Source organism: Streptomyces sp. NPDC018045, assembly GCF_044327445.1.
Taxonomy (GTDB): domain Bacteria; phylum Actinomycetota; class Actinomycetes; order Streptomycetales; family Streptomycetaceae; genus Streptomyces.
Window position 1 is genome coordinate 415,021 of record NZ_JBIRFL010000003.1, and the last position, 23,012, is coordinate 438,032.

The 23,012-nt window shown below is 73.5% G+C and carries 16 protein-coding genes and 2 pseudogenes; 5 read left to right on the forward strand and 13 right to left on the reverse strand.

Annotated elements, in window-relative coordinates; translation table 11 throughout:
- Positions 1–248: 248 nt before the first annotated feature.
- A pseudogene (locus ACH4EB_RS09425) lies at positions 249–1,145 on the reverse strand (LysR family transcriptional regulator); the annotation flags it as partial.
- Positions 1,146–1,354: 209 nt separating this feature from the next.
- The gene (locus ACH4EB_RS09430) at positions 1,355–2,911 is read right to left on the reverse strand and encodes an MFS transporter (RefSeq protein WP_398346788.1); all 1,557 of its coding nucleotides are present in this window, start codon (positions 2,909–2,911) and stop codon (positions 1,355–1,357) included.
- A gap of 114 nt (positions 2,912–3,025) precedes the next feature.
- Here ACH4EB_RS09430 and ACH4EB_RS09435 point away from each other — a divergent pair, with 114 nt between their 5' ends.
- Positions 3,026–4,081 (forward strand): Lrp/AsnC family transcriptional regulator, encoded by a 1,056-nt coding sequence (locus tag ACH4EB_RS09435; protein ID WP_398347064.1) that lies wholly within the window; start codon positions 3,026–3,028, stop codon positions 4,079–4,081.
- Positions 4,082–4,124: 43 nt separating this feature from the next.
- Here the strand turns inward: ACH4EB_RS09435 and ACH4EB_RS09440 are convergent, their stop codons facing one another.
- The 9 genes and pseudogenes from ACH4EB_RS09440 to ACH4EB_RS09480 all read right to left on the reverse strand — a co-directional run bounded on the left by ACH4EB_RS09440 (position 4,125) and on the right by ACH4EB_RS09480 (position 14,773).
- Complete coding sequence (locus ACH4EB_RS09440; protein WP_398346789.1) at positions 4,125–4,970, reverse strand: HAD family hydrolase; 846 nt, start codon at positions 4,968–4,970, stop codon at positions 4,125–4,127.
- On the reverse strand, positions 4,967–6,256 hold the full coding sequence (serS, locus tag ACH4EB_RS09445; protein ID WP_398346790.1) for a serine--tRNA ligase: 1,290 nt from the start codon (positions 6,254–6,256) through the stop codon (positions 4,967–4,969). The genes ACH4EB_RS09440 and serS overlap by 4 nt, the downstream gene beginning before the upstream one ends.
- Positions 6,257–7,027: 771 nt before the next feature.
- Entirely contained in the window at positions 7,028–7,954 is a 927-nt protein-coding gene (gene pheA, locus ACH4EB_RS09450; RefSeq protein WP_398346791.1) for a prephenate dehydratase, read from the reverse strand.
- A gap of 155 nt (positions 7,955–8,109) precedes the next feature.
- Positions 8,110–9,429 carry an iron uptake transporter deferrochelatase/peroxidase subunit gene (efeB, locus tag ACH4EB_RS09455; protein ID WP_398346792.1) on the reverse strand — a complete coding sequence of 440 codons (1,320 nt, stop codon included), beginning with the start codon at positions 9,427–9,429 and terminating at the stop codon, positions 8,110–8,112.
- On the reverse strand, positions 9,426–11,660 hold the full coding sequence (locus ACH4EB_RS09460; RefSeq protein ID WP_398346793.1) for a copper resistance protein CopC: 2,235 nt from the start codon (positions 11,658–11,660) through the stop codon (positions 9,426–9,428). Before ACH4EB_RS09460 ends, efeB begins: the two co-directional genes overlap by 4 nt.
- A 175-nt stretch (positions 11,661–11,835) precedes the next feature.
- A pseudogene (locus ACH4EB_RS09465) lies at positions 11,836–12,276 on the reverse strand (copper chaperone PCu(A)C); the annotation flags it as partial.
- Positions 12,273–12,923 carry an SCO family protein gene (locus ACH4EB_RS09470; RefSeq protein ID WP_398346794.1) on the reverse strand — a complete coding sequence of 217 codons (651 nt, stop codon included), beginning with the start codon at positions 12,921–12,923 and terminating at the stop codon, positions 12,273–12,275. The gene ACH4EB_RS09470 and the pseudogene ACH4EB_RS09465, both read right to left, overlap by 4 nt.
- 80 nt (positions 12,924–13,003) lie before the next feature.
- On the reverse strand, positions 13,004–13,804 hold the full coding sequence (locus ACH4EB_RS09475; RefSeq protein ID WP_398346795.1) for a YcnI family protein: 801 nt from the start codon (positions 13,802–13,804) through the stop codon (positions 13,004–13,006).
- Positions 13,805–13,942: 138 nt separating this feature from the next.
- The gene (locus ACH4EB_RS09480; RefSeq protein ID WP_398346796.1) at positions 13,943–14,773 is read right to left on the reverse strand and encodes a hypothetical protein; all 831 of its coding nucleotides are present in this window, start codon (positions 14,771–14,773) and stop codon (positions 13,943–13,945) included.
- Between the two features lie 299 nt (positions 14,774–15,072).
- Between ACH4EB_RS09480 and ACH4EB_RS09485 the strand changes: the two genes are divergently transcribed.
- Entirely contained in the window at positions 15,073–15,564 is a 492-nt protein-coding gene (locus tag ACH4EB_RS09485; protein ID WP_398346797.1) for an ATP-binding protein, read from the forward strand.
- Between the two features lie 334 nt (positions 15,565–15,898).
- Positions 15,899–16,564, forward strand: coding sequence for a TetR/AcrR family transcriptional regulator (locus ACH4EB_RS09490; RefSeq protein ID WP_398346798.1), 666 nt, complete (start codon positions 15,899–15,901; stop codon positions 16,562–16,564).
- A 65-nt stretch (positions 16,565–16,629) separates the two neighbouring features.
- Here the strand turns inward: ACH4EB_RS09490 and ACH4EB_RS09495 are convergent, their stop codons facing one another.
- The gene (locus ACH4EB_RS09495; protein ID WP_398346799.1) at positions 16,630–18,102 is read right to left on the reverse strand and encodes an aminopeptidase P family protein; all 1,473 of its coding nucleotides are present in this window, start codon (positions 18,100–18,102) and stop codon (positions 16,630–16,632) included.
- A 356-nt stretch (positions 18,103–18,458) separates the two neighbouring features.
- Positions 18,459–20,288, reverse strand: coding sequence for a PP2C family protein-serine/threonine phosphatase (locus ACH4EB_RS09500; protein WP_398346800.1), 1,830 nt, complete (start codon positions 20,286–20,288; stop codon positions 18,459–18,461).
- A gap of 647 nt (positions 20,289–20,935) precedes the next feature.
- On the opposite strand from ACH4EB_RS09500, the gene ACH4EB_RS09505 reads away from it, so the two are divergent.
- Positions 20,936–21,655 (forward strand): bifunctional DNA primase/polymerase, encoded by a 720-nt coding sequence (locus ACH4EB_RS09505; RefSeq protein ID WP_398346801.1) that lies wholly within the window; start codon positions 20,936–20,938, stop codon positions 21,653–21,655.
- A 780-nt stretch (positions 21,656–22,435) separates the two neighbouring features.
- On the forward strand, positions 22,436–22,747 hold the full coding sequence (locus ACH4EB_RS09510; protein WP_398346802.1) for a hypothetical protein: 312 nt from the start codon (positions 22,436–22,438) through the stop codon (positions 22,745–22,747).
- Positions 22,748–23,012: the final 265 nt, after the last annotated feature.

Here is a 23,012-nt window from a genome sequence, read left to right on the forward strand (position 1 = left end):
TCGGGTACGTCGTCGGTACCGGGTACGTCGGCCATGGCGGCGTCGTGCCGTGCGCCCTCAAGTGCGCCGGCGCGTGGAAAGGCGCACGGGGGCATCTGTGCTTCGACGCCCACGGTTCGCCGTGTCCGGGGCCTTGCGCCCGATGCGCCGGCCATATCGGCGGCGACCGCCGTGTCCGACACCGCGCCCGTGCCCGCTCCCACCCCGACCTCCGCTCCCACTCCCGTCCCCGCTCCGAGCGCGTCGTTCACCGTCTCGGCGAACTCCACCGCCACCGGGCTCAGCGCCGCCCACTGCCGTACCGCCCACCCGGCCGCCAGCGGTGGCAGCCCCGGGATCGGGATCAGCCGCAGCGCCGGATGCCCGGCACCCCGCCAGCCCGGCAGGTCCGGTACCACCGCGTGCCCGACGCCCAGCTCCGCCAGCAGGATCGCGGTGTCCCAGTCGGCCACGCTGGTGGAACTGGCGCGCGCGCCGGACGGACCCGGCCCGGTCTCCGGGCGCCCCAGGTGGCCGTCGAGCCGCATCCGCGAGACGGAGTTCTCCGGCAGCCGGATGTGCCGGATGCCGGACAGGCCGCCCGCCAGCTCACCGGGCTCGATGCGGGCACGGTCGGCGAGCGGGTCGTCGGCCCGGACGGCGAGCACCCACGGCAGCTCCAGCACCGGGTGCTGCTCGATGCCGCGTACGGGCGGGCCGATGGTGATCCAGGCCAGTTCGGCGGTGCCGTCGGCCACCGACTCGAAGCAGCGGCGGCCGGAGTTCTCGGTCTGGAACTCCAGGTCGACGTGCGGGTGACGGGCGCGGAAGGCGACCACCGCCGCCGACATGAAGTGCCGTACGGTCGTCGCTCCCGTGGTGACCCTCAGGGTGCCGCCGTCGCCCCGGCGCAGATCGGCCAAGCGGCGCAGGGCCAGGTCCAGTTCGGCGAGCGACCCGGTCGCGGCGCGGCAGAGGATGCGGCCTGCCTGGGTGGGGGCCACGCCGCGCGACCGCCGCTCCAACAGGGCGATGCCCGCCTCGCGTTCGAGCCGTTTGACGCGCTGGCTGACCGCCGACTGCGTACAGCCCAAATCACGGGCGACGGCGCTGAGGCTGCCCGCCTCGCAGACGGCGACGAAGGCACGGAGATCATCGATGGTCACCAACCCAAGCTATACCTGGGGCCTTTGGAAGAAAACCCGAGGATTGACTTGGGTACACGGCCGGGTCGACTATCGGTGCAGGGCCCAGGGCGGTCACCCGGAACCGGATCAGGCGCCATACGGTTCCGGGGGCCGACCCGTCCTGGGCCGGCCCCCGGTAGGAGCGCGGTACGGTCGAGCCGTACGCACGCCGTCGTACGGCCTCGGCCTCACCCCCGGTCGGCACCGACCGGCACCCCACCGGCCTGGCCCCGGCCCGCAGGCACGGAGCCGTTCGCGTCGGCCCCGTTCGCGCCCGACCCGTTCGCTCCGGACTCCTTCGCTCCGGGCACCGCCGTCCCGGCTCCCGCCGCGCCTCCGGCGGCCGGAACCGTCCGTTCCGCCTCCCGGTGGCGGACGACGGCCAGGACCAGCAGGCCCGCCGCCACCGCCACCACGCCCGCGACCAGGGACACCCGGGTCAGGCCGTGCACGTACGCGCTGCCGGGGGCGGCGGACGCGCCCGCGGACCGCATGCCCTGCGTGAAGACCGTGCCGAGGACGGCGATGCCGATGGCGTAGCCGAGCTGGCGGAAGGTGTTCACGGCGCCGCTGGCCATGCCGGCGCGCTGCGGAGGAGCCGCGCCGAGCGCCGCCGAGACCAGCACCGGCATCGACATGCCGATGCCGAGACCGCTGACGAGCAGGCCCGGGACGAGGACCGCCCAGCCGGAGCCGTCGTTCAGCAGCAGGACGTGCAGCAGCGGGCCCGCGCCGATCAGCAGCAGACCGATGCCGATCGGCACCTGCGGCGCCAGACGGTGCAGGAACCGGCCGCCGAACATGCCCACGGCCATCGACGCCACCGCCATCGGCAGCACCGCGACACCGCCCATCACGGGGCTCAGGCCCAGGATGTTCTGCACCCACAGACCCACGTACGTCAGGTACGGGAACGCCGCGGCCTGGAGCAGCAGCGCGGCCGCCATCAGGACGGCGAAGCTCGGGCGGCGCAGCAGCTTCAGGTCCAGCAGCGGCTGTCGCGCCCGGCGCTCCACGGCGACGAACACGAGCAGCGACAGCAGCGCCACCGCCAGCGCCAGCAGGGTGCCGGACTCCGTCCAGCCCTCCTCGCCGCCGCGCATCAGCCCGTACGTCAGTGCGCCCGCGCACAGCGTGAACGCGCCGGCGCCCGGCCAGTCGATGCGCGCCTCGCGGTTGCCGTGCGACTCCTGGATCGACCGCACGGTGATCCAGACCGCCACCGCCGTCAGCGGCAGGTTGACCAGGAAGATCGCCCGCCAGTCCACGTACTGGGTCAGTACGCCGCCCAGCACCGGGCCGACCGCCGCCGCGGCGCCGCTGGTGCCGCCCCAGATGCCGAACGCCACTCCGCGGTCACGGCCCTGGTAGGCGGCCATCAGCAGCGGGGTGTTCGTGGCGAACATGGCCGCCGCGCCCACGCCCTGCACCGCTCGCGCGGCGATCAGCGTGCCCTCGTCGGGGGCCAGCCCGCAGGCGAGCGAGGCCAGCGCGAAGAGCCCGAGGCCCGCCAGGTAGAGCTTGCGGCGCCCGAACAGGTCGGCCGCCGAGCCGGCCACCATCAGGAGCGCGGCCAGCGCCAGCGCGTAGATGTCCATCACCCATTGCAGGGAGGTGAAGGAGGCGTCCAGGCCGTCGGCGATCCGCGGCAGCGCGGTGTTCACGATCGTGACGTCGACGAGCAACATGAAGTTGCCCAGGGTGATGGCGACCAGGGGCCACCATTTGCTCCGCCCGTTGTGCATCAAGAACCTCTGCGATCGGTGTAGTCGTATTCCGCCCAGAATCGGTCCCGGTGCCCGTCATTCCCAACCACGGCGTCCCGAGCGGCGCGATCCGACACGCGTTAGCCTTCGATGGTGAAAACCGACGGCTTCGACGAACTGGACCGGAGTCTGGTCCACGCCCTCCAGCTCGACGGCCGGGCGCCCTTCAGCCGTATCGCCGAGGTCCTCGGCGTCTCCGACCAGACCGTCGCCCGCCGCTACGGACGCCTGCGCGGCGCGGGCATGATCAAGGTCATGGGGCTCACCGACCCGTCCGCCCTCGGCGAGATCGAGTGGATCGTACGGGTGCAGTGCACGCCCGACGCGGCCGTCGCGGTCGCCGAGGCGCTCGCCCGGCGCCCCGACACGTCCTGGGTGAGCCTGATGTCCGGCGGCACCGAGATCAGTGTGGCCTGCCGCTCCGCGAGCAGCCGGGACAGCGATGCGCTGCTCCTCCAGAAACTGCCGCGGACCCCGAGCGTGGTCGGCGTCACCGCGCACTGCATGGTGCACGAGTTCTTCGGCGGCCCGCTCGGGCTCGTCAACAAATCCGGCGCGCTGACCGAGGAGCAGGCCGAACGGCTGCGCCACCCGGCGTCCGCGGCGGCCGACGCGCGGGCCGTGGACCCGCCCGTGCGGGCGGTGCCCGTCACGCTCACCGACACCGACCGGCGCCTTCTGGACGTTCTCGCCGAGGACGGGCGCACCGGCCTCGCCGACCTGGCCACGGCAACCGGCTGGTCGCAGTCCACCGTCCGCCGCCGGCTGTCCGAGCTGCGTGCCGACGGCGTGCTCTACTACGACGTCGACTACGACGCCCGGCACTTCGGGCTCGGCGTCATGGTCTCCCTCTGGCTCTCCGTCGCCCCCAGCGAACTCGCCGCCACCGGCGCCGCCCTGGCCCAGCACCCCGAGATCGCGTTCGCCTGCGCCACCACCGGCCCGCACAACCTCTTCGCGTCGGTCCTGTGCCCGGACGTACGCGCCCTCTACACGTACCTGACCACCCGGATCGCGGCGCTGCCCGCCGTACGGAACATGGAGACGGCCCCCCTGATCCGGCGCCTCAAGGGAGCCGGGCCACACGGTCACGGCCGGATCGTCTCCGGCCCCATCGCGCGCGGGCCGGCGGCGGGCCGGGGACGGTGAGGCCGACAGAGGACCGACGCGGCCGGGCGGGCCGGGGTGCGTCTCAGGCGCCGTACAGCCGTTCCAGCACGACCGCGATGCCGTCCTCCTCGTTGGAGGCTGTGGTCTCGTCCGCGACGGCCTTCAGCTCGTCGTGGGCGTTGGCCATGGCGACGCCGTGTGCGGCCCAGCCGAACATCGGGATGTCGTTGGGCATGTCGCCGAAGGCGATCGTGTCCGCGGCCTTCACGCCCAGGCGGCGGGCGGCCAGGGAGAGGCCGGTGGCCTTGGAGAGGCCGAGGGGGAGGAGCTCGACGACGCCCTCGCCGGCCATCATCACGCCGACCAGGTCGCCGGCGACCTCGCGGGCGGCGCGGACCAGTTCGTCGTCGCCGAGGGTCGGGTGCTGGATGTAGACCTTGTTGAGGGGGGCCGCCCACAGCTCGCCCGGTTCCTGGACCAGCAGGTTGGGCAGCGGGCCTTCCTGGACGCGGTAACCGGGGGTGACCAGCACCTCGCCGTCCAGACCGTCCCGGCTCGCGGCCAGGAACAGCGGGCCGACCTCCGCCTCGATCTTGGCGAGGGCCAGTCCGGCGAGCTGCCGGTCGAGGGTCACCGAGGTCAGCAGCCGGTGCTCGCCCGCGTGGTAGACCTGCGCGCCCTGCCCGCACACCGCTATGCCGTCGTAGTCCAGCGCATCGAGGATGTGCCGGGTCCACGGCACCGCGCGGCCCGTGACGACGATGTGCGCGGCGCCCGCCGCCGTGGCCGTGGCCAAGGCGGCGCGGGTGCGCCCGGAGATCGTGTCGTCGTGCCGCAGCAGCGTGCCGTCGAGATCGGTCGCGACGAGCTTGTACGGCAGCGGGCGGGCCGGGGCGGCCCGGTGCGCGGGCTCGGGGGCGGTGGTCACCGGGCGACGGGCTCCAGGATCTCCCGGCCGCCCAGGTACGGGCGCAGCATCTCGGGCACGCGCACGGTGCCGTCCGCCTGCTGGTGGTTCTCGAACAGCGCCACGATGGTGCGGGGCACCGCGCAGAGCGTGCCGTTGAGCGTGGCGAGCGGCTTGACCTGCTGCTTGCCGTCCTTGTTCGTCCGCATCCGGACCGACAGGCGGCGGGCCTGGAACTCGTCGCAGTTCGAGGCGCTGGTCAGCTCGCGGTACTTGCCCTGGGTGGGGATCCACGCCTCGCAGTCGTACTTACGCGAGGCCGAGGCGCCCAGGTCGCCGGTGGCCACGTCGATCACCTGGAAGGGCAGCTCCAGGCCGGTCAGCCACTGCTTCTCCCAGTCCAGCAGGCGCTGGTGCTCGGCCTGGGCGTCCTCGGGGTCGACGTACGAGAACATCTCGACCTTGTCGAATTGGTGGACGCGGAAGATGCCCCGGGTGTCCTTGCCGTACGTACCGGCCTCGCGGCGGAAGCACGGGGAGAAGCCCGCGTAGCGGATCGGCAGGTGGTCCGCGTCGAGGATCTCGTCCATGTGGTACGCGGCGAGCGGGACCTCGGAGGTGCCGACCAGGTAGTAGTCGTCCTTCTCCAGGTGGTACACGTTCTCCGCGGCCTGGCCGAGGAAGCCGGTGCCCTCCATGGCGTGCGGGCGCACCAGGGCCGGGGTGAGCATCGGCGTGAAGCCGGCTTCGGTGGCCTGCGCGATGGCGGCGTTGACCAGCGCGAGCTCCAGGAGCGCGCCGATGCCGGTCAGGTAGTAGAAGCGCGAGCCGGAGACCTTGGCGCCGCGCTCGACGTCGATCGCGGCCAGCGCCTGGCCGATCTCCAGGTGGTCCTTGGGCTCGAAGCCCTCGGCGGCGAAGTCGCGGATCGTGCCGTGCGTCTCCAGGACCGTGAAGTCCTCCTCGCCGCCGACGGGCACGTCGGGGTGGACGATGTTGCCCAGCTTCCGCAGGAGGGACTGGGTCTCCTCCTTGGCCTGGTCCTGCTCGGCGTCCGCGGCCTTGACGGCGGCGGACAGCTCCCCGGCCTTCTTCAGCAGCGCGGCCTTCTCGTCGCCGGTGGCCTTGGGGATGAGCTTGCCGAGCGACTTCTGTTCGGCGCGCAGCTCGTCGAAGCGGACGCTGGAGGTCCTGCGCCGCTCGTCGGCGGAGAGCAGTGCGTCGACGAGCGCGACGTCCTCTCCACGGGCGCGCTGGGACGCGCGCACACGGTCGGGGTCCTCACGGAGCAGGCGAAGGTCAATCACCCCACCAGGCTACCGGGGTGCGGGCGGGACCTTCGACGCCATATTCCCTGCGTGGCGCTTTGTCCGGTTTGTTGATGTTTAGTGTGTTTGGTTATTCCGTGCGGTACGGCAGGGAAAGGCGGCCCGGTGAGGGCGCGTAAGGAGGGCATAAGGGGCGTGCGGGAAGGGCGGGAGGCGAAGGCGGTGGCACGGGAAGTGTGGCGGGGGGTCGTACGGGCGGGCGGAAAGTGGCGGAAAAAAGCGCCGGGGAAATCTTGCGCCGATGCCGGTACGGGGGTAGTCGCTCCCGGGGTGCCGCTCGGCTTCCCTTGTGGGCGGCCCGAGTTGGCGGGCGGTCCGGGGCGAAGGGCGACGCGGGTTGTACCCAGGGTTGTCCACAGGGGTGGGGGAGTTACGGAATCTTATCCACAGGCTGTGTGTGGGATCTGTGGAAGTCGGAAGATTCGGTTCCGTTTCAAGAATGCGTTGCCAGGGATTCACCGGCGAAACCCCGAGTGGACGCTCTTTCGTGTGGGATTTCCTCGCCCTAAAGGATTGTTCGCGTAATTTGTGCTGACGCGGGCCGCTGCGCGGAGCTGTGGAAGGTTCCGGGGGTCGGTAGAGCAACATGTCGACTCCGCCGGGGTCGCGGCAGCCGTTGTGTCGACTTATCCCCAGGTCGAGAACGGGGCCTGTGGATAACTTTGTGGACAACCCCAAGGCCCCAGACCAGCCCCCCGGCGGCCCCCTCCGGATCGCCGCCCGGGCGCTCCGCCACCCGCGGCGGACGGCTCAGGCCCGCCCGTCGAGGCAACGCGTCAGCCAGTCCGCCGCGCGCGTGAAGGCCTCGTCCACCGTGTCCGGCCGTACGTTCGTCCGCACCCGGTCGGCGCGCGGGTACGAGCCGAGGAAACGCACCTCCCGGCAGACCCGCTTGAGCGCCATCAGCACCTCCCCGACCCGGCGGTCCGTGAGATGCCCCTCGCAGTCCACCGAGAAGCAGTAGGAGCCGATGCCCTCTCCGGTCGGCCGGGACTCGATGCGCATCAGGTTGACGCCGCGGGCCGCGTACTCCTGGAGCAGCTCCAGCAGCGCGCCGGGGTGGTCCTCGCGCAGCCAGAGCACGACCGAGGTCTTGTCGGCGCCGGTCCGCGCCGCCGGCCGGGCCGGCCGGCCCACCAGCACGAAGCGGGTGGCGGCGTTCTGCGCGTCGTGGATCTCGGTGACCAGCGGTTCGAGGCCGTACGTCGCGGCCGCGAACTCCCCCGCGAAGGCGCCGTCGTACCGGCCTTCCTGGACCAGGCGCGCACCGTCCGCGTTGGACGCCGCCGACTCCCACAGCGCCTCGGGCAGATGCCCGGCGAGCCATTTGCGCACCTGCGGCTGGGCCACCGGGTGCCCGGTGACGGTCTTGACGTCCGCCAGTCGTGTGCCGGGCCGGACGAGCAGGGCGAACGCGATCGGCAGCAGCACCTCGCGGTAGATCATCAGCGGTTCGCCGGCGGCCAGTTCGTCCAGGGTGGTGGTCACCCCGCCCTCGACCGAGTTCTCGATCGGCACCAGCGCGGCCGCGGCCTCACCCGCCCGTACGGAGTCCAGCGCGGCCGGTACGGACACCATCGGGACGAGCTCGCGGGTGGCGGCCTCCGGGAGCGTCCGCAGGGCCGCCTCCGTGAACGTTCCCTCGGGCCCCAGGTACGTATAGCGGCTGACCGACATGTGCCTCTGACTCCCTCACGCTCCGGTGGGGACCGCCTCGCCGATCACCCGCTCGCCACGTTACCCGCCCGCCCGGCCGCCCCGGCCGGGAAGCCCGAAACAGCGCACGGGCCCCGGAGCCGTTCCACAGCCCCGCAGGACACATGTCCCAACGGTCACCCCTCCAGCAACGGCTGCCCCACGTACCCGCCCGCCACCGCGGCCGGCGGCACGGCGAACAGTCCGCTCGCCTCGTGCCGCAGGAAGGGCGACAGCGCGTCCCCCCGGTCCAGCTTGCGCTGGATCGGGATGAAGGAGCGCAGCGGGTCGGCCTGCCAGCAGACGAACAGCAGCCCGGCGTCCGGGGCGCCGTCGTCCCGGAACCCGTCGTGGAACGAGAACGGCCGCCGCAGCATGGCCGCGCCCTGGTTGGACTCCGGCGCCGCGATCCGCGCGTGCGCGTCGGCCGGGATGACCGGCAGCCCGTCGGGGCCGTTCCTGTCGAGGTCCATCTTGGTGTGCTCGTCGCCGCCGGTCAGCGGCGCGCCGTCGGACTTGCGGCGGCCTATGACCTTCTCCTGCTTGGTCAGCGGCTGCTTCTCCCAGTCGTCCAGCAGCATCCGGATGCGGCGCACGACGGCGTACGAGCCGCCGCGCATCCAGGCGTACGGGCCGCTGCCGGCGTCCCGGCCGACGAAGATCCGCTCGTCGAAGTCCGGTTCCGCCGGCTTGGGGTTGTTGGTGCCGTCGATCTGGCCCATCAGGTTGCGGGTGGTCATCGGGCTCGCGGTGGCGCCGGGGGTGCGGTTGAAGCCGTTCATCTGCCAGCGCAGCCGTGCGGTGTCCCCGGCCTCCTTCTGGAGGGCGCGCAGCGCGTGGAAGGCGACCAGCGCGTCGTCGGACCCGATCTGGATCCACAGGTCGCCGTTGCTGCGCCCGGCGTCCAGCGCGTCCGAGGAGAAGTCCGGCAGCGGTTCGAGCTGGACCGGGCGGCGCGCGGCCAGGCCCGTACGGTCGAAGAAGGTGCGGCCGAAGCCGAAGGTGACGGTGAGCGAGGACGGGCCCGCGTCCAGCGCGACACCGGTGTCCGTGGCCGGGGCGCGCCCGGCCATCAGCTCCTCGGCCGTACGGGACCAGCGGCGCAGCAGCGCGGCCGCCTCCTTGCGCCCGGCGCCCGGCGCGAGGTCGAAGGCGACGAGGTGCCCGCGCGCCTGGAGGGGCGTGGTGATGCCCGCCTGCTGCCTGGCCCGCTCGTCGCGGAAGGCGACCGCGGTCGAACCGACGCTGTTCAGGGCGGTCGGCGGGCCGTCCTGGGCGGCGGCGACACCGATCGCGCCGCCCGCGGCACCGGCGACGAGACCCGCCGCGCCCGCGGCGCCGACGGTGCCCAGCAGGCGTCGGCGGGACAGTTCGAGGGTCTCGGGGCGCTGGGGCCCGGAGCCGGTGCGGTCGTCGGCCCCGGGGGTGCCGCCGGAGGGAGAAGCGGTGGTCGTCATGAGTTGATCTTCACGTTCCTGGTCTCGGTGACCTGGTCGATGTCGGAGGTCCGTACGACCAGGGAGAGCTGCCACTGTCCGGGCACCGGCAACTGGACGTCGCGCGCGCTCCAGTGTCCTTCGCTGACGTGGTCGAGGGTGACCGGCAGCGGCCCGAGGTTCTTGTCCGGGAGGGTGAAGGAGACCTTCACCTCGGGGACGTCCCGGGTCCTGCCGTCCGGGTCGGCGATCCGCAGGTGCAGAGTGTTGGCGCTGCCGCTGCCGCTGCGGCCGGGGTCCAGGTCGACGCGTGCGGTGCCCTTGCCGCGCGGGCCGCCGGTGTCGAAGGCGATGTTCAGCACCTTCGGCTGGTTGGCGTCGGCCGGCTGCCCGGCCCCGCCGGCCGCCTTCACAGCCTCCTCCGTACGCGCCGGTTCGGTGGCGGTCAGCACGGTGGTGACGGCCAGCACGACCACGGCGATCGTCGCCTCGGCGAGGACCGAGCGGCGCAGCCCGGAACGCTCCGGGTCGGCGTCGCGGATGCGCTTCGTCCGCGCGGTGGCCAGTGCCGCGCGCTGCCGGGCGAGTTGCGCGGCCCGCTCGGGGTCGGCGTCCTCCGCCGGCCCGCCGGTGTCCGCCGGGCCCGTGGCCGCGCCGCCGGGCGCCGCGCCCTCGCCGCGCGCCGTCGGCTCCGTACGTACCGCCGTCTCCGTACGTGCCGCCACGCTCTCCAGTACGGCGGTGGCTTCCGCCTCGGGCGCCGGGGCCTCGCCCAGCCGCGCCGTCCAGCGCCGCGAGAACCAGGCGACGCCGACGAGGACGACGACCAGCGCCACCTTGACCAGCAGCAGTCGGCCGTACGAGGTGTCGGTCAGCGCCTGCCAGGTGCCGACCTGCCGCCACGACTGGTACACACCGGTCGCGACGACCACCAGGACGGAACCGAACGCCAGCCGCGAGAAGCGCCGTACGGCGGAACGGGCCACGGACGGGCCCCGGTAGAGGGAGACCAGCAGCGCGGTCAGGCCGCCGAGCCAACTGGCGACGGCCAGCAGGTGCAGGACGTCCACCGGCATGGCGACAGCGGTTTGCAGGCCGGTCGAGGCATGCTCGGCCATCGCCCAGGTCGCGGCCAGCCCCACGGCGACGATGCCGCCGCCGACGGAGAGCCCGAGAGTGAGGTCCTTGCGGCGCTTGGCGTCCGCGTCGGCGGTGCCGTGGGGCGACGCGTCGGCGGTGCCGTCCGGGGTGCCGTCGGCCGAACGGGCCGCGTCCCGCGAGCCCTTGTCCTGCCCGGCCCGCTCCGCCTGCGCACCTTCGCTCGGCTCCTGCCCCGACCGTGCCTTCGGGACCGTCTCGCCCTCCGCGCCGGTGCGCGCCCCGCTCTGCTGCGCGCGGGCGTACGCGCCGAAGAGGACGGCCACGAACAGGGCCGCGGCGGCGAGCAGCAGCAGCCGGGAGACCAGCGCGGCCCCCGGCTTGGTCTCCAGGACCTGACGGAGCCCGCCGAGGTCGAAGACGTCGGCGAGGTCGCCGGACGTCGTGTAGGGGGTGCGCAGCAGCAGCATCGCGATGGTCGTGGCGGTCAGCGCGGCCCAGCCGCGGGCGACCAGCCGCCGCACGGACCGTACGCGCGCGGCGGCCGGGCGGCAGATCAGGACGAAGGCCGCCCCGCCCACCAGGACGACGAAACCCGCGTACGCGAGGTAGCGGGCGATGCCGTACAGCGCGCCGACCACACCGCCGCCGACCTCCTGCTGCGGCAGCGGCGCGCTCGTCTCGGAGGGCGCGCCCACGGAGAAGGTGAAGGCGCCGGAGACCGGGTGGCTGTCGGCGGAGACCGCCTGCCAGGCGACGGTGTACGTGCCGTCCGGGAGCCCCGGCGGCAGCCCGGCGCCGTACTTGACCGTCTCGCCGCTGCACAGGTCGCGCAGCTTGCCGCGGTCCACCCGCTTGCCCTGCGGGTCCAGGACCCGGATCGAGTCGTCGCCCATCGCGACGCCCTCGGAGAAGGTGAGGCTGACCTGTTCGGGTGCGCTCCGCACCACCGACCCCTGCGCGGGCGTGCTGCCGGTCAGCGCGGCATGGGCGGAGGCCGGGGCGGCGCCCCCGAACAGCGCGCCGAACAGGGCCGCCGCGAGCACGAGGAGACGCAGCGCGTACGGCCGGCGGACGCGCGGTGCGCCGCCGCCCCGGCGTGCGCTCGGGGCGCTGGCGCCGGAGCCCGGTGCGCAGAGGACGGTGGTGGTCATGGCGAGGCGCCCCCTACTTCTTGGCGTCGTGCTGCGCGTGATCGTGCGTGGCACCCTCGTGCTCCGAGCCCGCTTGCTCCGAGCCTTCGTGCTTCGATCCGCCGTGCTGGGAGCCGCCGTGCTGCGTCGCCCCGTGGCCGGACGCGTCCCCGGCGCCGGGCTCGGCCCCGCCGTTCTTCGGGGTGTACGTGGCGGCCTTGACCGGGACGTCCACCTTGATCGTCTTCGACGTGCCGAAGTGCAGCTCCACGCTGACCCGCTGGCCCTCGACCGGCTTCTTCTTCAGCCCCATGAACATCAGGTGGTTGCCGCCGCGGGCGAGTTCCAGCTTGCCGTTCGCGGGTATGTCCAGGGACTTGGCCTCCTCCATCTTGTTGTCCTTGGTGGTGTGCATGGTGACGTCGTCGGCCAGGTCGCTGGTGACGGAGGTGAGCTTGTCGGCCGTACCGCCGGAGTTCTCGATGATCATGAACGCTCCGGCCATGCTCTGGTCGACCGGCTGCGGCATGTACGGCCCGGAGACCTTCAGCTCGGGTGCGCTGTCCCCGCCGCAGCCCGCGAGGGCGAATCCGGCGGTGAGGGCGAGTACGGCGGCGAGGGTGGTGCGGCGGTTCACGGGTTCTGTCCCTTGACGATCTTCGGAAGTGCTGTGGAGTAGTGGTCGACGCCGGCGTCCTGCATCCCCATCCAGTGGATCTTGTCGTCCTTGGGGGAGCTGAGCAGGACCTGCGCGCCGTGGGTGGAGACCACGTCGCCGTTCTTCTTCTTGACGGGCTTCTCGATGCCGATGTTCACGCTGCGCGCGCCGGCCTGGATGGTGTCGAAGGAGCCGGTCAGGCCGACGAACTTCTTATTGATGCCGCCGAGCCACTTCTTGAGCGCGGCGGGCGTGTCCCGCTCGGGGTCCGAGGTGACGAAGACGACGCGCAGGTCGTCCTGTTCGGCCTTGGGCAACTGCCGCATCGCGACGTCGATGTTGTTCATCGTCAGCGGGCAGACGTCCGGGCAGTGGGTGTAGCCGAAGTAGACCAGGGTCGGGTGGCCCTTGGTCTGCTCGATCAGGTCGTACTTCTTGCCCTCGGTGTCCGTCAGGACCAGGTCCGGCTTCTCCATGGGCTGGTCGAGCGTGACGATCGGCTCGGAGCGGGTGCCGCCGGAGACGCTGGCGGCGGGCTTGCCGCTGTCGTCACCGCTGTCGCAGGCGGCCAGGGTCAGGGCCGAGACCAGCGCGATGCCGGCGGCGGTCAGGTTCCTCTTGCGCATGTACGTGTGTCCCGTTTTCAGGAAGGGTGCGCCGGCCGGCGCCCGGGAGGCCGGGCGCCGGGGACGGGCACGGGGTCGGATCAGGCGCCGCGGCGCCGGCCGGCGAGCACGCCGAACGCGACACCGATGATGCCGACGACGATGCCGGCGCCGCCCAGGACGCGCGCCGTGGTGTCGCTGCCGTCCGCGGCGGCCGGCCGGCCGCCGTCCGCGTCGCCGCCGGTGTTCTTCGCGTCGGCCGTGCCGGAGCCGTGGCCGTCACCGGACGCGGGGGTCAGTTCGAGCACCGGCGCCGGGTTCTCCGGCTCGGGGCCGCCCTTCTTGGTCGGCTCGATCCACCGTACGACCTCCTTGTTGTCGTACGTCTGGAGGGCCTTGAAGACCATCCGGTCGGCCTTGGGCAACTGTCCGACGGAGACCGGGAACTGCTGGAACTGGCCGGGCTCGATCGTGCTGCCGTCCGAGGTCCAGGTGATCTTCGAGACGGCCTCGGTGAGCTTCTTGCCGTGCGTCTCCAGGGGCTTGTCGAGCTTGGTCCGGGTGACGTCGATCTTCCAGCCCGGCACCGGCTGCGGCATGGCGGACGCCAGCGGGTGGTCGGTCGGCAGGCTCACTTCGAGCTTCACGGTCGAGGCGTTGTCGCGCTCGTTGGGGACCTTGAAGTTGATCGTCGCGTAGCCGCCCTGCTCGGCCTGGCCCGGCTGCACGCTGACGTGCGCGAAGGCGGGGCCGGCGAGCAGCAGGACGCCGCCGGCGGCGAGTCCGCCCACGACGGGCAGCCGGCGGGCGAGCCGGCCGCGGCGGCCCGCGTGCGGGGCCGGTGCGGCGCCCGGTGACGGTGTGGCAGGGGACGGTGACGGTACGGCAGTGGTCTCAGACATGGCGGGAATGCACTCCACAGGCAGGAGGGACAGGGAAGGAACGGCCGGCGCGCGTGCGGTGACGACAGCGCACGCCGCCACCTCCCGTGCGCCGGGGCGGGTGCCCGGTCCTGCCGCGGGGAGTGCGGTGCGTGGTCGTCAGGCCGCGAGGGCCAGGGCGGGCGGGCCCCGCCTGACGACACTGTGCTGGAGCGCGAGTTCCTTCGGGCGGGCCCGGCCGCCCCCGGACGAGAAACGCGCCACGGGGCGTACGGCCGCCCCCAGGAGCCCGGTACACAGGGCGCGTACGAGCGCGAGCGCGCCGCGCAGTGCGCCGGCGAGCGCTTCCGCCACGGCCGACGCCTCCCGCGCCGCGGGCACCGAGAGCCGTACCAGCCGCCACAGGGCCGCCTCGCCGCGGCGCAGCAGCCAGCCGGCGGCCAGCGCCGCGAGCAGGTGCGCCAGCAGCATGGGCAGCGAGGGCAGCAGCCCGTGCGCCGCCGTGGCCGCCGGGTCCATGGCGTGCCCGGCGGCGCCGCCCGGAGCACCGGGGCCGCCCGGGCCGAGCACCGAGGTGTGCAGGATGCGGCGCGCCTCGGCGCCGTCCAGTTGCCCGGCGCCGAGGCCGCAGGTGATGTGCCGGGCGAGGGAGACGGCCGCCTGGTCGGAGAGCCCGCCGCCGGCCGGTGCCGTGGCGGCCGTGGGCGCCATCCGGTGCTGTCCCAGCGCGAAGACGGTGTGCAGCGCGAGCTGGCCGGCGGCCAGCGCCACGGCGATGCCGGGCAGCGAGCGTTCCCGCCCGGCCAGCGGCGCCGCGACGGCGAACACCGCCGCGCAACCCACGCCCAGCGTCCACAGCGGGACGGCGGCGCAGGATCCGATCATGTGCCCGGCCGCGGACAGCGCGACGCAGACCGCGGTGAACACCGCGGCCCTCAGCAGCCGCAGGTCCGCGGCGGCGCGCTCTTCGGGGTCGGACGGGGCAGTCATGGCCGCGCCATCATCCCACTGCCCTTACGGCCCGCATACGGCAGGTCCGCCGCCCGGCACCCGGCGGATCGCGCCATTCCGGTCCGCGCAGGTCAGTGCGGGGCGCGGAGCGAGGGGCGCCGCCGGAGCACTCACGGTCAGCTCCGGCGCGCACGCGGGCGCACACAGGCACCGCTACACCGGCGGGCGTCGGGGGCGCATCGGCCGAATGAGCGGAGTCACGTCCGGAGCACGCTTACGGACCATGTGCCCCGGCAATACGTATCGATATGTCGAGCCGCGACCAGGAGGCTACAGCGATGAGCATCTGGTGGTCCCTGCATCTGCGGCGCGAGGCCGCGAGCGTCCCGCTCGCCCGGCGGCTCCTGCTGGGAACGATGGAGACGGCCGGGGTGGACCCGGACATCTCCCACGACCTGTCCGTCGCCCTCTCCGAAGCGTGTGCGAACGTCGTCGAACACGGTGGCGACGCCGCTGCGGAGGACTATCGGGTCACCGCCTTCATCAACGGCGACACCTGTCGTATCGAAGTCACCGACTCCGGTCCCGGGTTCCGGGAACGGGCCCGCAGGTCCATGCGCCCCGGGCGGAGCACGTTGCCCGATCACGCGCCGCCCCCACCCATGGCAGCCCCCGCCCCGGCCCAGGCCGAGCACGGACGGGGGCTCTTTCTGATCGAGGCCCTGACCGATCACGTCCGCTACCGCAACCGCACCGGGCGGCGCGGCGCGGTGGTCAGCTTCGACAAGATCCTCAAGTGGAAGGAGGAGGCGCCGCTGATGGCGTCGTGAGGGGGCTGCCGCGGGGTCCCCGACGTCGTGACGACGCCGTACCGACGTCGTACGAACCGGCTCCGGGCACCGGCCTCCCGGCCCTGCTCGGGCACCGGCCTCCCGGCCCTGCTCCGCGCGCCGGCCCCGACCTGCTGAAGAAGTGCCCGGGAACCGGCCGGCCGGTCGGTCGATGGCGGGTGGCGGGTGGCGTGGTCCCGCAGGGGAAGGACGTCCCCCGCCGCGTCCCCGACTGCCGCGGGACCCACGCCCACCCGCTCTAACGCGAAGTGACTCGCGTTAGCGTGGTCTGGACGATACGTGGCCTGAACCCGCACTGCAATACGGAGCCGCCGTGAGCACAGCGCAGCACCCTCCCGGAGCGTCCCGGCCGGGGGGACGTACCGCGCGTACGAGACAAGCCGTACTGGACGCGGTCTTCGAGGAGCTGGGGGAGGGCGGGTACGCCGCGCTCACCATGGAGCGGATCGCGCAGCGCTCCGGGGTCCACGTCGCGACGGTCTACCGCCGCTGGCGCACTCCCGAGGGGCTCGTCTGCGAGCTGATGGCCGACCTGAGCGCCGAGATCCCGCTCCCGGACACCGGCACGCTCCGCGGCGACCTGCGCGCGCTGGGCCGTTCGATCGCCGCCTTCTACACGGAACCGCGCTACTGCGGGCTGCTGGACGCGGTGGTGTCCGCCGCGGCCCGCCGGCCGGAGGCCGCCGACGTGCTGCGGCAGTTCTTCGACCAGCGGCTGCGGCTGGCCGGCAGCATGGTGACCCGCGCCGCGGAGCGCGGCGAACTGCCCGCCGGTGCCGAACCGGACGAGGTCCTGGCCGCCCTGGGCGCGCCCTTCTACTACCGGCTGCTGATCGCCCGCAGGCCCGTCGACCTCCGGCTGGCCGACTGCGCCGCGGAGGCCGCCTGGGCGGCGGCACGGGCCGGGGCTTTCGCACCCGCCGGGGGCGGCGGGGACACGGGCACAGGAAGCGCCGGAAACGCCGAAGGCGGCCGGTGACTCCGTAAGAGTCACCGGCCGCCCGCCGGAGCGGCCCGTGGCCGCGGCTGTGATCGGGTCCGGGATCAGCCCCGCTGCCCGGTCAGCTCCGCCATCCACGCCTCGACCTCGTCCGCGCGGCGCGGCAGCGCGGCGGACAGGTTCCGGTTGCCGTCCTCGGTGACGAGGATGTCGTCCTCGATGCGGACGCCGATGCCGCGGTACTCCTCCGGCACGGTCAGGTCGTCCGCCTGGAAGTACAGGCCGGGCTCGACGGTCAGCACCATGCCGGCCTCCAGCGTCCCGTTGACGTACGCCTCCGTACGGGCGGCGGCGCAGTCGTGGACGTCCAGGCCGAGCATGTGGCCGGTGCCGTGCAGCGTCCAGCGGCGCTGCAGCCCCAGCTCCAGCACCCGGTCCACCGGGCCCTCGACCAGGCCCCACTCGACCAGCTTCTCGGCGAGCACGCGCTGGGCGGCGTCGTGGAAGTCGCGGAAGGCGGCGCCCGGCTTGACCGCCGCGATGCCCGCCTCCTGGGCCTCGTACACGGCGTCGTAGATCTTGCGCTGGAGGTCGTTGTACCTGCCGTTGATCGGCAGCGTACGGGTGACGTCCGCGGTGTAGAGGGTGGTGGTCTCCACGCCCGCGTCCAGCAGCAGCAGGTCGCCGGAGCGCACCTCGCCGTTGTTGCGGACCCAGTGCAGGGTGGTGGCGTGCGGCCCGGCGGCGCAGATCGAGCCGTAGCCGACGTCGTTGCCCTCGACGCGGGCGCGCAGGAAGAACGTTCCTTCGATGTAGCGCTCGCTGGTCGCCTCGGCCTTGTCCAGGACCTTCACGACGTCCTCGAAGCCGCGCACGGTCGAGTCGACCGCCTTCTGCAGCTCACCGATCTCGAAGGCGTCCTTCACCAGGCGCGCCTCGGAGAGGTACACCCGCAGCTCTTCGTCGCGCTCGGCGGTGACCTTGTCGGCCAGCGCCGCCTCGATGCCGGCGTCGTGGCCGCGCACCACGCGGACCGGGCCGGTCGCCTCGCGCAGCGTGCCGGCCAGCTCGCGCACGTCCGCGCAGGGGACGCCGAGCAGCGTGGCGGCCTCGGTCAGGCTGTTGCGGCGGCCGACCCACAGTTCGCCCATGCCGTTCAGCCAGAACTCGCCGTTCGCGCGGTTGGAGCGGGGCAGGCGGTAGACCGTCGCGTCGTGGCCCTCGCCGTTCTCGCGGGGCTCCAGGACGAGCACGCTGTCGTCGGTCTGGTCGCCCGTGAGGTACACGAACTCGGTCGAGGCGCGGAAGTCGTACTCGGTGTCGTTGGAGCGGGTCTTCAGGTTGCCCGCCGGGATCACCAGGCGCTCGCCGGGGAAGCGGCGGGACAGGGCCTCGCGCCGCCGGGCCGCGTTCGGTGCCTGCTCGACGGGCTCCAGGTCACGCAGCTCGGTGTCGGCCCAGCCCGACGTCATGTTCTCCGCGAGCTCGTCCGATACGCCCGGGTAAAGGCCGTTCTTACGCTGCTTGATCGGCTGCTCGTCCTCGTCCGGGGTCTCCGGCGTGAGCTCGTCGGTCACTATGCCTCCTTGTAAGACTGCACCGCATTCCATCGTAAGTGCGCGGGGAAGGGGGTCCAGGGGCCGGAAGCGGTGAGGTATCAGACAGTTCGGGCGCGCGCCGCCGACCGCCCGTGGCGGGCCGGGCACGCGGAGGAGCGGGGCGCCGCGTTCCGGGTGTGGAAACGCGGGCGCGTACGGAGCCGGGGCCGCGTACGGAGCCGGGGCCGCGTACGGAGACAGGTACGCGAGTGGAGCCGGGGCGCGTACGGAGAGGGCTACGCGTAAGCAGCCGGGCGCGTACGGGGCGCGGCCTCCGCCGTACGGGGAACGCCGCGGTGGCCGGCCGCGCGGTCCGCCGCCCCGCAGCGGCACGGCTACTCGAAGTACGCCGCGAGCAGCACCACGTCCTCCGGTGACTCCGGGTCGTCGAGCCCGTCCGGCAGCAGGGTGCGCAGCAGGTGGTCCGTGAGCGCCTCGGGGTCGTGGCGTGCGGACCGGGGGACGCCCGCGGCGGCGGCGTGCAGCCGGGTGAAGGCGCGGTCCATCGGCTCGCCGGTGCGGCGCAGCAGCCCGTCGCTGTACAGCAGAAGGGTTTCTCCTGACACCGGTCGCAGTTCCACGCTCGGCGCTTCCCAGCACGCCAGCATGCCCAGCGGCGCGGACAGGGAGGTCTCCACGTACTCGGTACGGCGGTCGCCGATGATCAGCGGCGGGCAGTGCCCCGCCCCGGCCAGCACGATCCGGCGCGCGGCCGTCCGGCCGCCGTCCCGCCCGCCGTACGTTCCGTCCGCCCCCGCGTACGCGCCACCGGTCCCGCCGTACGTTCCGACGCCCGCGCCCGGCAGCCCGGCCGTCCCCGGCACCCCGGCCGGGGGCGCGCCCGGTCCCCGGCCGGCTCCCGGTGCGCCCGGCGGCGCCTCGGCGAAGGCGAACAGGGCCGTCGCGCTGCGGGCCGGCTCGGTCAGCCGCAGCAGCAGTTCGAGGTCGGAGAGGACCGCGACCGGGTCCTCTCCCTCCATCACCGCGTACGCGCGCAGCGAGGCCCGCAGCCGCCCCATGGCGGCCACCGCGCCCGGCCCGGGGCCGGTGACGGAGCCGACCGCCAGGCCCAGCGCGCCGTCCGGCAGCGGGAGCGCGTCGTACCAGTCACCGCCGCCGAGCGGTCCGGAGCTGTGCCGTATCGCGAGCCGCACCCCGGGCACCCGGGGCAGCCTGCTGGGCAGCAGCTCCTCGCGCAGCGTCGCCACGGTCTGCCGCTGGCGGTGCAGTTCGAGGAGGCGGGCGAGGTGTTCGGTGGCGTACGCGAGGTAGCGGCCGACGAGGTGGCGCTGCCGCTCGGCGGGCTCGGCGGGCTCGTCGTAGAGCCAGACCGCGGCGCCGAACCGGCCGGCGGACCCGGCCTCCAGCGGTACGGCGTAGCTGGCCGCGTACCCGAGGCGGGCGGCGACCTCCCGGAGGCGGGGATCGAGGCCGGGCTCGCCGGGAATGTCGGGCTGGGCGATGTGGCCGTGTCCGCAGGCGACGCAGCCGGAACCGTCCGGGCGCCCGCTGCCCGCCGCCGTGCTGCCCTGCTCGATGTCGTCGGTGCCGGTGCCGGTGCCGGTGCCGGTGCCCGAGCTGGAGCCGGTGTCGGTGGGGATGCCGGTGCCGGCCGGGACGCTGCCGGCCGGGGTGCCGGTGGGCGCGCCCGCAGGGCGCCCGTCAGGTCTTTCCGGCGCGGCGGCTCCGACTCCGGATCCGGTTCCGGCCCCGGCTCCGACGCCGGGCGCCCGGTCCCGCGCGGGTCCGTCCTGTACGGGCAGGCCGTCGAGGATCCGGCCGAAGGAGAGCGCGCGGCGCGGCACGGTCTCGATGTGGCCGATGTCCGCCTGTCCGAGTCCGAGGCCGATGGTGGTGTCCGGCCCGTGCCCGTCGGACGGTTCGAGGACCACCAGCCCGCGCCGGGCGCCCACGAGGGAGGAACCGGCGCGCAGCAGCTCCTGGAGAGCGGCTTCGAGCGTCCGTGTACGGGCCAGCCGCTCGGTGAGGTCGTGCAGCGTGGTGAGGTCGGAGACCCGGCCGGCGAGGCGGTCCTGGACGGCCGTGGGGCGGGTGTCGGGTGAGGTGCCCGCAGGGGCTGCTGCGGTTGTGGACTCGGCAGTGTGCGTGGGGGCGGGGAGTGCTGGTTCGATTCCAGCCACTTTCGGTACGTGGGGGGTGGTCATGGCCGACGGCTTACGTAGCGCCGGGTGAATCCCCAGGTCAGGCCGCATGTTGGAGTGGATTGCGGCATTTTGTTGAGTGTTGTTGAGTAGTGTGTCGAACTGCTCAATTTCCTCAATAGCATCGCAAACCCCCATGTCATGCTGCTCCGCTATCAATGCCTCCACATGTACACGCCCCAGTGACACGATGTCCAGCATTGTCCCCATGGGGTTTGTGGTGTCAACGGGACGAGGAAGTTGGCCGGAAAATATCCCCCCGAACGTCAATTTGAGGTCGACTGGCGGCGTTCGACAGTGCGTCATCACCACCATGGCGGGTACGTACTCGGAAAGGCGCGGAGCCAGTTGGGGCCGCGCCGGAACTCTCCGACGGGCACGGGCGTCTAACACGGCGACGACCGCGCCGCACCGCACCCCCAAGTGGCGGATCTGCTTCACGGGACAGCAAGCGCCATGCGTGCGCCACCCTCCGCCACGTTCCACGCTCGGCGTATGGCGTGATGCGCTGCTCCGTACACGCAGTGACCAGAGATCCACGTGGCGTCAGGGGTTCGCAGGAGCCACCGGAGAACGCCACGCAGCGGCATGAACCGGCATGTAGTGCGATGGACATAGCCCTCGGCGTTAACGGAAAGGAACGAGCGCTCATGCGCGAGATCCTCGGAAGGCGACGCAAGCTTCAGCTTCGGCGCGGCGGAAGGTCGGCGCTGCTCGGTGCGGCGCTCCACTGCGCCACCGAGTGGCAGTGGCCCGTACTCCCGGGCGTCGGGCTGCGGACCGGCGGGAAACAGGCGGGCGGCAAGCCGCCCGCCGGGCGGGGCCGTGCCGAGCGCGGGACGCGCCCGTGCAGTTGCCCCGACCCGGACTGCGTGGTGCCCGGCGCGCACCCCTTCGACCCCGGCCTGTTCGCCGCCACCACCGATGCCCGGATGGTGCGTTGGTGGTGGACGAACCGGCCGACCGCGCCCGTCCTGCTGGCCACCGGCGGCCGGGCGCCTTGCGCGCTGAGCCTGCCGGCCGTCGCCGGGGCGCGGGCGCTGGCCGCCCTGGACCACTTCGGCGTCCGGACCGGCCCGGTCGTCGCCACCCCCACCCGCTGGTCGTTGCTGGTCGCCCCGTACTCCCTCGCGGAACTGGGCGAGTTGCTGCACTCCCGGGACTGGGTGCCGAGTTCGTTGCGCTTTCACAGCGAGGGCGGCTACGTGGTGCTGCCGCCCTCGCAGATCGGCGCGGGCAAGGTGCGCTGGGAGCGGTCGCCGGGCACCGGACCGGCCGCGCCCTGGCTGCCCCGGGTGGAGACGATCGTGGACGCCCTGGTCACCGCGAGCACCAGCGCGCCGGACGGCGGCAGCCGGCTCGCTTACTGAACCGTTCGCTCGGGTGCCGGACTGCCCGTTCTCGCACCGGACCGTCCGCTCCCGGACCGGACCGCCTGCCCGCTCCCGGACCGTCTGCTCGCGTACGGCGTCGCCCGGCCGGGTGTGCTCACGCCGGGCGCTCCGCCCGGCGTCCGTACCACCGCCTCCTGACCCCGGCTCCCCTCCCACCGCTCGGCGCGGACGAAGAACGCGCGGGCGGTTCACTCGTACGGGTGTGAGCTGCCCGGTGTTGGTGGGGAATCGGGGGTACGAGCCCGTTATGTGCCCGTTCCGGGCCGTTATGTTCGGCGCACCGTCAATCCGGCGGTCAACTCCGTCGCCCTGACAATCCCAGGTGGTCCCATGGAGCGTGCGCCGAATCTCCGCATGATCGCGCTGGCGAGCACGGTCGCGCTCGCCGTCGCGCTGCCGCTGGCCGCGGCGACCGCTGGTCCGGCCGAATCCGATCGGTCGGCGGCCGACGGCTCCGCGAGTGCTCCACATCCGGATGCCGGTGTTCCGGTCGGCGGGGGCCCGTCCGCCGCGTCGGGCCTCTCCGCCGCGTCGGCTCCGTACGCGGCACCGGGTCCATACGCGGCACCGGGCCCGTCCCACGGTGCGCGCACAGGCCCGCGTACAGGTGCCCGTACGGACGCCCGCCCCGATTCCCGTGCCGATTCCCGCGATGACGCCCGTACGGGCCCTCGCGCGGCCCCTCGTACGGACTCCCGCACGTCCGACGGTCGGCGTGGTGCCCGCTGCGGCCCTGAACTCGCATCACCCGAAGGGGTGGAAGCTCAGACATGCGTTCTTTCCGGGGGCGGCCGGACCTGGGGGCGCACGTACTACCGGAACACCTCCGGCGAGCCCCTGCACGCCGTTCTGACCCTGATGCGGCCGGACGGCCGGACCGTGCAGGCGCACTGCGACCTGCCGGCCGGTGACGAGCCCGGAAGCTGCGAAACCCCACGTGAGGCGATGGCCGACCGCGACCGGGCGGCGTATGTCGCGGTCGCGGAGGTCGCAGACGCGCGGGGCGAGCGGAAGCTGCTGCGCTCCGGCAGCAACCCGGCGCCGGATGCCGGTGGTTCGGACCACTGACGGTACGGGAGCGGTGGCGACGTACGGCGGGGTACGTCGGGCCCGGCGCGACGGCGGACCGTGGACGGCGTCCGTGGCGTCCGGTACGGGGGGCTGGCGGCCGTGTCGGTGGGCGGGCCGACGGGAAGGGCGCGGCGGGCCGGAAACGGCGGGAGGCGGGCTCACAGGGGCTGTGGCGGGCCGGTCGCGCCGGGGCGGTGCCCTCGCGGCGGTCACACGGCATCGGGGCCGTCCGCCCGGTCCTGCGGACGCGGGCATGGAAGCG

Coding starts and splice junctions, on each gene's coding strand:
- ACH4EB_RS09500 (WP_398346800.1), bottom strand. CDS start 20,288: ATGACCACCCCCCACGTACCGAAAGTGGCTGGAATCGAACCAGCACTC.
- ACH4EB_RS09460 (WP_398346793.1), bottom strand. CDS start 11,660: ATGACCACCACCGTCCTCTGCGCACCGGGCTCCGGCGCCAGCGCCCCG.
- pheA (WP_398346791.1), bottom strand. CDS start 7,954: ATGTCGGTCAGCCGCTATACGTACCTGGGGCCCGAGGGAACGTTCACG.
- ACH4EB_RS09505 (WP_398346801.1), top strand. CDS start 20,936: ATGCGCGAGATCCTCGGAAGGCGACGCAAGCTTCAGCTTCGGCGCGGC.
- ACH4EB_RS09480 (WP_398346796.1), bottom strand. CDS start 14,773: ATGACTGCCCCGTCCGACCCCGAAGAGCGCGCCGCCGCGGACCTGCGG.
- ACH4EB_RS09470 (WP_398346794.1), bottom strand. CDS start 12,923: ATGCGCAAGAGGAACCTGACCGCCGCCGGCATCGCGCTGGTCTCGGCC.
- ACH4EB_RS09475 (WP_398346795.1), bottom strand. CDS start 13,804: ATGTCTGAGACCACTGCCGTACCGTCACCGTCCCCTGCCACACCGTCA.
- ACH4EB_RS09430 (WP_398346788.1), bottom strand. CDS start 2,911: ATGCACAACGGGCGGAGCAAATGGTGGCCCCTGGTCGCCATCACCCTG.
- efeB (WP_398346792.1), bottom strand. CDS start 9,429: ATGACGACCACCGCTTCTCCCTCCGGCGGCACCCCCGGGGCCGACGAC.
- ACH4EB_RS09485 (WP_398346797.1), top strand. CDS start 15,073: ATGAGCATCTGGTGGTCCCTGCATCTGCGGCGCGAGGCCGCGAGCGTC.